The organism is Pseudactinotalea sp. Z1739 (assembly GCF_049725055.1).
GTDB lineage: Bacteria > Actinomycetota > Actinomycetes > Actinomycetales > Beutenbergiaceae > CALKWS01.
In genome coordinates, this window is record NZ_JBMPQA010000029.1 from 1 (window position 1) to 2,558 (window position 2,558).

3 protein-coding genes are annotated in these 2,558 nt (G+C 66.7%); all 3 read left to right on the forward strand.

Going from position 1 to position 2,558, the window contains the following annotated elements; genetic code table 11:
• Positions 1-1,206: pyruvate formate lyase family protein (locus tag ACO0LV_RS18455; protein WP_424789380.1), on the forward strand; the 1,206-nt coding region annotated here is incomplete at its 5' end.
• Positions 1,203-2,078, forward strand: coding sequence for a pyruvate formate-lyase-activating protein (gene pflA / locus ACO0LV_RS18460; protein WP_424789381.1), 876 nt, complete (start codon positions 1,203-1,205; stop codon positions 2,076-2,078). The genes ACO0LV_RS18455 and pflA, both read left to right, overlap by 4 nt.
• A gap of 31 nt (positions 2,079-2,109) precedes the next feature.
• Positions 2,110-2,558: hypothetical protein (locus ACO0LV_RS18465; RefSeq protein ID WP_424789382.1), on the forward strand; the 449-nt coding region annotated here is incomplete at its 3' end.

A 2,558-nucleotide genomic window follows, 5' to 3' on the forward strand; every position in this document is an offset into this window, starting at 1 on the left:
TTCCGGCTGCTGCAAACGTTGCGCAACCTGGGCCCGGCACCGGAGCCGAACATCACGGTGCTGTGGGACGAGTCGCTGCCCGCGGCCTACAAGGACTTCGCCGCAGCGATCAGCGTGGAGACCTCCTCACTGCAGTACATCTCCGATGCCCACGTGCGCGAACACTTCGGTGATGACGCCGCGATCGCGTGCTGTGTCTCGGCGATGCGCATCGGCCGGCAGATGCAGTTCTTCGGGGCCCGGATGAATATCGGCAAGACGTTGCTGTACGCGCTGAACGGCGGCCGGGACGAGAGGTCCGGTCAGTTGGTGGTGCCCGGCTTCGAACCGGTGGCCGGGACCGGACCACTGGACTACGAGGAGGTCTGGGCGAAGTTCGACGCCATGCTCGGTTGGGTGGCTGAAACCTACGTCGAGGCACTCAACATCATCCACTACAGCCACGACAAGTACGCCTACGAGGCGATCGAGATGGCCCTGCATGACAGCCAGATCGTGCGCACCCTGGGTTGCGGGATCGCCGGGTTGTCGATCGTGGCGGACAGCCTCGCGGCGATCAGGTACGCCCAGGTCACCCCGGTGCGCAATGAGGCCGGGCTGATCACCGACTACCGCACTGAAGGGGACTTCCCCCGCTACGGCAACGACGACGACCGGGCCGATGACATCGCCCGGCTGGTGGTTACCACGGTGATGAACAAGATCCGTGGGTTGCCCCGCTACCGCAACGCGGTGCCCACCCAATCGGTGCTGACGATCACCTCCAACGTGGTCTACGGCAAGGCCACCGGGTCTTTCCCGTGTGGGCACCAGGCTGGAACTCCGTTCTCCCCCGGCGCTAACCCCGGCAACGGCCGGGACACCCATGGCATGGTCGCCTCGATGCTGTCGGTGGCCAAACTCCCCTACGGCGACGCGCTGGATGGGATCTCCCTGACCAACACGATCACCCCTTCCGGGTTGGGGCAGACCAAGGACGAGCAGGTGGCGAACCTGACCGGGGTGCTGGACGCCGGGTTCGGCTCAGGGTTGTTCCACGCGAACATCAACGTGCTGAACAAGGACACCCTGACCGATGCGATGCAGAACCCGGAGAACTACCCGAACCTGACGGTCCGGGTCTCGGGCTATGCGGTGAACTTCGTCAAACTCACCCGTGAGCAGCAACTCGACGTGCTGTCCCGTACCTTCCACACCTCCTCATGACGGCCCTGAATGGTGCGTGCGGGGCGGCCGCGCCGGGCGATGAGGGCTTCATGGCCCCCCGGCAGCGGCTGGCCGGCGCCGGCCTGGCCGGACTGCCCGAGGCGGCACTGGACCAAGGTGAGCGCTTCGCGGCCATGCGCAGTGGCGAGTTGGGCTCGGTGCACTCCTGGGAGTTGTCCACCGCCGTTGACGGGCCGGGCACACGGCTGGTGGTGTTCCTCGCCGGGTGCCCGCTGCGCTGCCAGTTCTGTCACAACCCCGACACGCTGCGGATGGAGGACGGGCACGCGGTGATGGCCGACGACGTACTCGCCCTGGTGCGCCGGTACCGCAAGGTTTTCGCTGCCACGGGCGGTGGGCTGACCCTCTCCGGCGGTGAGGTGCTGATGCAGTCGGCGTTCGCGGCCCGCATCCTGGCCGGGGCCAAGCAGATGGGCGTTCATACCGCGATCGACACCTCCGGGTACCTCGGCGCGGCCTGCACGGAGGCGATGCTGGGCGATGTCGACCTGGTGCTGCTGGATGTGAAGTCCGGTGATGAACAGACCTATGAGCGGGTGACCCGCGCGTCACTGGCGCCCACGCTTGAGTTCGGCGATCGGCTGGCCGGCGCCGGGGTGGAGATCTGGGTGCGTTTCGTGCTGGTGCCCGGGCTGACCGATGCTGCCCAGAACGTGGATAACGTGGCCGGCCACGCGGCCCGATGGGACACCGTGAGCCGGGTCGAGGTATTGCCGTTCCACCAGATGGGCCGGGACAAGTGGACCGCCCTGGGCCTGGATTACACACTCGCGGACACCGAGCCGCCGTCGCCAGAACTGACCGAACGGACGCGCGAGCAGTTCCGGGCCCACGGCCTGACCACGTACTGAGTAGTCAGCCGGTTTCCCTCACGATTGGTCGATGCAGGCCGATAGGACGAAAGGAGACAACGAACGGAGGACGGTGGACCGGATCCTCGCCATCTCTCATCGCGTGGCGCAGATCGAGGCGACCCTCGGCTCGGTCTCGGTTCCGCGCGTGCAGCCATCCGCAGGTTCTGTCACATCGTTCGCCGGCGTCCTCGCCAACGCCGTCGCTGACACTGCCCCGGCTGCGATTGCCGCACCTTCCAACTTCGGACCGTCTGGGTTCCAGGTCAACGCCGACGGTGTGCCGGTCGATCTTGCCGCGTACGGAAACGGCCGCATCCCTCGTGAGGCTCTGGAACCGGTAGGCAACACCGGCCACAGACTGTGGGCACCCGCCGCCCAGTCGTTCGAGAAACTGCTGACGGCGGCTGCGGCCGACGGCGTGAGCATCGGCGTCACCGACTCCTACCGCCCGTACGATGTGCAGGTCGACGTCGTTCG

Excerpts from the sequence above, each read along its gene's own strand:
- pflA (WP_424789381.1), top strand. The coding sequence starts at position 1,203 with ATGACGGCCCTGAATGGTGCGTGCGGGGCGGCCGCGCCGGGCGATGAG.